Below are 6,145 nucleotides of genomic sequence, written 5' to 3'. Positions count from 1 at the left end.
ATCCCTAATTAAATTGACATAAATTGTCCCCTTCCTTGACCATCTCTTATGTGATGGTCTTATTTTTTGTTTACTCTAGCTTCTATTTAAAACTCCCTCTCTCTTTCACCCTATGTTCACACCCCGGTCACATCCATCTTTTATAGTATATGTATCGAAGTTGTTCCTCCCTAATTTATAAGACATTCCCCAGTGTCTTAAACAACTTCCATCCCTAATTAAATTGACATAAATTGTCCCCTTCCTTAGGCCATCATTTGTGATGGTCTTATTTTTTTGTTTACTTTATCCTTTATGTAAAACTCCCTCTCTCTTTCACCCTATGTTCACATAGGGGTCACATCCACCTTTTATAGTATATGTATCGAAGTTGTTCCTCCCTAATTTATAAGACATTCCCCAGTGTCTTGAACAACTTCCATCCCTAATTAAATTGACATAAATTGTCCCCTTCCCTAGACCATCCTATGTGATGGTCTATTTTGTTTTCTAACTAGATTTCCCGATTTTTTGCTTACTCTAGCAAAAGCAATCTATATTTAAATAGATATTTTTATACTAAATATTCAGAAAATACTGCCAAAATAGGTAGTTTTTCGGTACAATTAATGTAGAAAGTAATTTCACAAAAATAAGGGGGGGTTATATTGAAACAAACAAAAGCAATTTTAATTGCATTATTTCTCGGTTTAGTTGTCGGACTCACTTTAAATTTAGCTGCACCATCCATTTTTGAACCATTAAATCAATATGTGTTCAATCCACTTGGTCAATTGTTTATTCGACTCATTAAAATGCTAGTTGTTCCTGTTGTGTTCATTTCTATCGTGCTTGGGGCTGCTGGGCTTGGAGACCCGAAACAACTTGGAAGAATCGGCTTAAAATCAATTTCATTCTTTCTTGTCACTACAGCCATTGCCATTTCTATTGCAGTTACATTTGCACTGATTATACAACCAGGATCTGGTGGTAACTTTAAAACCGAAGGGCTTAAATATGAAGGTGCAAAAACCGAAACATCTTTCGTCGATACACTACTCAATATTGTACCAGATAACCCAGCAAAAGCGATGGCTGATGGAAACATGTTACAAATTATTGCTTTTGCCGTATTAATCGGACTCGGTATCGCTATTTTAGGGAAACGCGTTCAAGGTATCCATTCATTACTTGAACAGGGCAACGAATTAATGATGTATCTTGTTAATCTCGTTATGAAATTAGCTCCAATCGGAACATTTGGATTGCTCGCTTCATCCGTTGGTAAAATGGGTCTTGCAGGCGTCGCTGCGATGTTCAAGTATATGATTGTCGTTATGCTAGTACTTATTATTCACGGCGTCTTCGTCTATGGTGGATTATTAAAGGTATTAGCAAAAGAAAGCATTGTCCGTTTCTTTAAACATTTCGGACCAGTAATGGCAATTGGATTTAGTACATCTAGCTCTAATGCATCTCTTCCATTTGCAATGAAAACAGCACAAGAAAAACTTGGTGTTCCAAAAGCGATAAGTTCTTTTGTACAGCCACTAGGTGCAACTATCAATATGGATGGTACTGCCATTATGCAAGGTGTAGCAACTGTGTTTATCGCTCAAGTATATGGAGTTGAGCTTACTATGTCCCAATTAGCTGTCGTCGTATTAACTGCTGTACTAGCTAGTATCGGTACTGCTGGTGTACCAGGCGTTGGACTTGTAATGCTTACGATGGTTTTAAATCAAGTAAATCTACCAGTAGAAGGTATTGCCTTAATTATCGGTATTGACCGTATTCTAGATATGTCACGAACAGCTGTAAATATTTCTGGCGATGCGATTTGCGCAATGATTGTCGCAAAATCAGAAGAAAAATATAATACGGATCAATCTGCAGCATCTTAAATCAAAAAAGGAGTGAAATGATTCACTCCTTTTTTGATTTACTTCCTTTTTTCGAACGATATTCTTTTCCTTTGTTATCATTACCAGTCTCAAATTCAGTGCTAAACTCTTGCTGAAATTGACCTGATTTCGGTGAGCCTTGATTTCCGCTCCCTTTACTACCATTTCGATTTGTCATATTTTTGCCCCCTTCCTTTACTAGTAGTATGTTACATATTTTCTTTTTTATAATCTTTTACATACGAAAGAAGACCTTCCTCATATAAGGAAGGTCTTCTCCTTTTTAATGTAAGCGTTTTCTTATTTGTAACGAATTAAATAAGTTTTTTAGAAATAGATATCATGATATTCATTTCTTCTTCTGAAAGGGCGGAGAATCTTTCTTGTAAATATTTCTTTTTCTCCCCTTCCATTTTCGCAACCAAATCTTTTCCTTGCTCTGTAATCTCTAAATATACAACTCTGCGATCTGATGTAGAACGTGAACGGGTTACAAAGCCTTTATTAATTAATTTTTCTGTAACAGCTGTAATATGACTATTCGATACATTTAATTCGTTAGCTACACGTGATACCATTTCTTTATTCGTACGGTTCAATATTCTAAGGACGATGAACTCATTCCACGGTATGTAACCACCAAATATTTTTCCAATATCATTACGCAACGTGCGAAACATAGCAAACACATTTGTCGATAGTTCTTCCATTAATTGCTCTCGATTTTGAGACAATTTTGACAGCTCCTTTTATTTCATTTAGTTAAATAAAAACCTTATTAATAATTTTACATGAAATCTTACTTTTTGTCACCTTATTTTCCCATAATTCGTAGTTTTTTAATATACATTTCATGATACAATAAAATTAATTTTCCAAAAAAAGGAGATGAGATAGTGAGTGAAGAAGACAAATTTTCTAATCTTAATCTAAAAGATAAGACTTTGATTATTGGTTTTGTTATTCTATTTCTCATTATAATTTTTGCATTTATTTTCTTTGTATATGTAGGAATCTTTCATATGACAGGTATAGAGTATAGATCACGCACTGCTTTACTTCTATTTTTTTTATTAATCACTTTCTTAGACGGTATTACATTCTTTATATTCGGTTTCCTCAAGGCGTTGCTATACCCAATGACAAGAAACATGCCAAATCGGCTGGCTATTACCCTTTTTGCAATCATTGAAATTACGTTAGATTGGTTCGTCATTCATACTGCCGACGATTGGATAGAGAGCGTACAACTGTCCAGCATAGCTGAATTATGTGTCGTACTATTCTTTTTCCTAGTAAATACATTATTAAGCGACAAGAAAGAGTAAGAATACAAGCTTTTCTATATAAAAATTGGTACAATGAAAACAAATCATACTAAAGAGGTGTTACTTATGAACTTACAACAATGGGCTGATAAAGGTATGTCCTTTGATACATATGTGAATGAAATGAAAGTAAATCAATACGAGCTACTACACATTTACAATAACTTTTTAATTCCAAATGAATTACTTCCTGTATTAGAAGAACGCCAAAATGATGGCTGGCGTGTTATCGTATTAACTGCTGATTGGTGTGGTGACGCTCTTTTATGCGTACCTGTTATGAAACGAATTTCTGAAGTTGCAAATATTGATATGAGATTATTAATTCGCGATGAAAACTTAGAATTAATGGATCAATATTTAACAAATGGAACAGCACGTGCCATTCCAATCTTTATTTTCATTGATAAAGATGGAAATGAACAAGCCGTTTGGGGACCACGCGCTCCAAAAGTACAAGAATTAGTAACTTCTATGCGCGCTACATTGCCTGAAAAAGAAGATCCAACATTCGAGGAAAAACAAAAAGAAATGTACGCTAACTTCCGTGCTACATTAGCGGATGACACTTCTCTTTGGGAACATGTAATGGAAAGTATGATGGAAAAAGTAGTAAAATAAAAAAACTGCCGAACTCGGCAGTTTTTTTATTACATAATGAAGAAGAAATAGAATACCGCAGCTAAAATGAAACGGTAGTAAGCGAACGGTGTTAGTTTTACACGAGCTAATAATTTTAAGAATGAAACAATTGCAAGCATCGCAACAATGAATGCTGTAATAAATCCTGTTGCAAATAATGGGATATCAGCCGTACTTAATACATCCCAGCTTTTAATTAAATCTAAACCACTTGCAGCTACCATCATTGGTACTGCTAAAATAAATGTATATTCAGCCGCCGCTGTATGTGACACGCGAGCTAATAAACCACCACTTATTGTAGAACCAGAACGAGAAAACCCTGGCCAAAGCGCTAAACATTGGAACATTCCAATTGTAAATGCTTGCTTATATGTGATTTCATCTAATGTTCTTGCTGTACTTGGTTTCGAAAACTTCTCAGCAACAATCATTAAAATACCACCAGCCACTAAACTGATGACAACTGGGCCTGGCCCAAATAAAACTTCTTTAATCGCACTATGGAACAATACGCCAAGTACGCCGGCAGGAATCATCCCGATAATAATATGTAATAAATTTAACGATGGTCCCTCTGTTACTTTCCCTATACCTACTAAAGACCATAGACGCTTCCAAAATATAACAACAACTGCTAAAATCGATCCCAATTGAATAACAACTTCGAAAACTTTCGCTCTCTCATCGTCAAATCCAAGTAAATGACCTGTTAAAATCATATGTCCTGTTGATGAAACTGGTAAAAACTCTGTTAAACCTTCAACAGCACCCATGATTATTCCAATTAACCAATCAGCCACGAGTAGTGCCTCCTTAATAACGAATATGTAATTTTTTCACACCTTATCATAATACCTTATCCCTTTTCAATGTGCATCCTTTTTTTATCGCTTCCATATGTTCGAAACGCGTATTTCTTTTCTATTTTTTAATTAAATTGTATGATAGTGAGGGTTTGTTTTTATGCGGAAAGGGGCTTTTATGAAAGAAACTAATTCATTCTCACAAAAATTAAAGCAATTTGTATTACTATTTTTCCCGATTTTCGTAACACAAATGTCATTATTTGCAATGAGTTTTTTTGATACGACAATGTCAGGGCACGCGAGTCCTCTTGATTTAGCGGGTGTTGCTATCGGAACGAGTATATGGCTTCCCGTTAGTACCGGATTAACAGGCATTTTGATGGCTACTACTCCAATTGTTGCACAGCTCGTTGGATCAAAGAAAAAAGAGGATGTTCCCCAAGTTATCATACAAGCAGTATATTTAGCAATTTGTGCTAGTTTCGTGGTCATCCTTATCGGTTTCTTCGCTATTTCACCTATTTTAAACGGCATGCACCTGGAAGAACCTGTGGAACGTATTGCTGCACAATTTTTAAGTATTATTGCAATTGGAATTATTCCTTTATTTACTTACACTGTTTTACGCGGATTTATTGATGCATTAGGAAAAACTCGCACAACAATGATCATTACATTACTATCATTACCAATTAACGTAGTATTGAATTATGTATTAATTTTCGGTCATTTTGGTTTTCCAAAACTCGGTGGTGTCGGAGCAGCAATTGCATCTGCAGCAACTTATTGGTGCATTTTAATTATTACCGTTATTATTATTCGTACGAAAGAGCCTTTCGCATCTTTCCATATCTTTAAACAATTATATCGTCCTTCTCTTTCAAGTTGGAAAGAGTTCTTAAAACTTGGCGTCCCTATCGGATTTGCTATCTTTTTTGAAACGAGTATTTTCGCTGCAGTGACACTTATGATGAGTAATTTTAGTACGACAACAATCGCAGCGCATCAAGCAGCTATGAACTTCGCTTCCTTGTTATATATGACTCCTTTAAGTTTAGCAATGGCAATGACCATCGCTGTTGGATTCGAAGTTGGAGCAAAGCGATATAATAACGCAAAACAATATGGATTTATTGGAATTGGCTTAGCACTTGCATTTGCCCTATTATACTCAATTCTTCTCTACTTCTTTGATGATGAAATTGCTTCTATTTATACGACAGATATACAAGTACATCATCTAGCAAAAGAATTTCTCATATTTGCGATTTTATTTCAAATTTCAGATGCAATTGCAACTCCTGTACAAGGGGCACTACGTGGTTATAAAGACGTAAATGTTTCCTTAATTATGACATTAATCGCTTATTGGGTAATAGGTCTCCCTCTCGGTTACATATTAGCAACGTATACTGACTGGGCAGCAAAAGGATATTGGATCGGTCTTATTATCGGTCTAGCATTTGGTGCTATCTTCCTTCTC

The 6,145-nt window shown here is 35.3% G+C and carries 7 protein-coding genes; 4 read left to right on the top strand and 3 right to left on the bottom strand.

Annotated features, from left to right (window positions below):
- Positions 1-647: 647 nt before the first annotated feature.
- Positions 648-1,883, top strand: a complete 1,236-nt coding sequence (locus BAQ44_RS15805) for a dicarboxylate/amino acid:cation symporter (RefSeq protein ID WP_071722326.1) — start codon at positions 648-650, stop codon at positions 1,881-1,883.
- Between the two features lie 22 nt (positions 1,884-1,905).
- Here the strand turns inward: BAQ44_RS15805 and BAQ44_RS15800 are convergent, their stop codons facing one another.
- Both BAQ44_RS15800 and BAQ44_RS15795 read right to left on the bottom strand, forming a co-directional pair.
- Entirely contained in the window at positions 1,906-2,061 is a 156-nt protein-coding gene (locus BAQ44_RS15800) for a hypothetical protein (RefSeq protein ID WP_000184933.1), read from the bottom strand.
- Between the two features lie 136 nt (positions 2,062-2,197).
- Entirely contained in the window at positions 2,198-2,617 is a 420-nt protein-coding gene (locus tag BAQ44_RS15795; RefSeq protein WP_000081442.1) for a MarR family winged helix-turn-helix transcriptional regulator, read from the bottom strand.
- 162 nt (positions 2,618-2,779) lie between these two features.
- Between BAQ44_RS15795 and BAQ44_RS15790 the strand changes: the two genes are divergently transcribed.
- Positions 2,780-3,211: a YrvL family regulatory protein gene (locus BAQ44_RS15790; protein ID WP_071722324.1), complete on the top strand. Its 432-nt coding sequence runs from the start codon at positions 2,780-2,782 to the stop codon at positions 3,209-3,211.
- A gap of 33 nt (positions 3,212-3,244) precedes the next feature.
- A complete protein-coding gene (locus BAQ44_RS15785; protein WP_002070995.1) occupies positions 3,245-3,832 on the top strand; it encodes a thioredoxin family protein in 588 nt (195 codons plus the stop codon).
- Positions 3,833-3,861: 29 nt separating this feature from the next.
- Here BAQ44_RS15785 and uppP read toward each other — a convergent pair whose 3' ends face one another.
- Positions 3,862-4,656 (bottom strand): bacitracin resistance undecaprenyl-diphosphatase, encoded by a 795-nt coding sequence (gene uppP, locus BAQ44_RS15780; RefSeq protein WP_071722322.1) that lies wholly within the window; start codon positions 4,654-4,656, stop codon positions 3,862-3,864.
- 181 nt (positions 4,657-4,837) lie between these two features.
- Here uppP and BAQ44_RS15775 point away from each other — a divergent pair.
- On the top strand, positions 4,838-6,145 hold a 1,308-nt coding region (locus tag BAQ44_RS15775; RefSeq protein WP_071722320.1), incomplete at its 3' end, for an MATE family efflux transporter.

It is taken from the genome of Bacillus mobilis, assembly GCF_001884045.1.
Classification (GTDB): Bacteria; Bacillota; Bacilli; order Bacillales; family Bacillaceae_G; genus Bacillus_A; species Bacillus_A mobilis.
Note: the sequence above shows the minus strand (reverse complement) of the source record. Positions and strands in the feature narration are given on the sequence as shown.

Coding starts and splice junctions, on each gene's coding strand:
- BAQ44_RS15785 (WP_002070995.1), top strand. CDS start 3,245: ATGAAAACAAATCATACTAAAGAGGTGTTACTTATGAACTTACAACAA.
- BAQ44_RS15800 (WP_000184933.1), bottom strand. CDS start 2,061: ATGACAAATCGAAATGGTAGTAAAGGGAGCGGAAATCAAGGCTCACCG.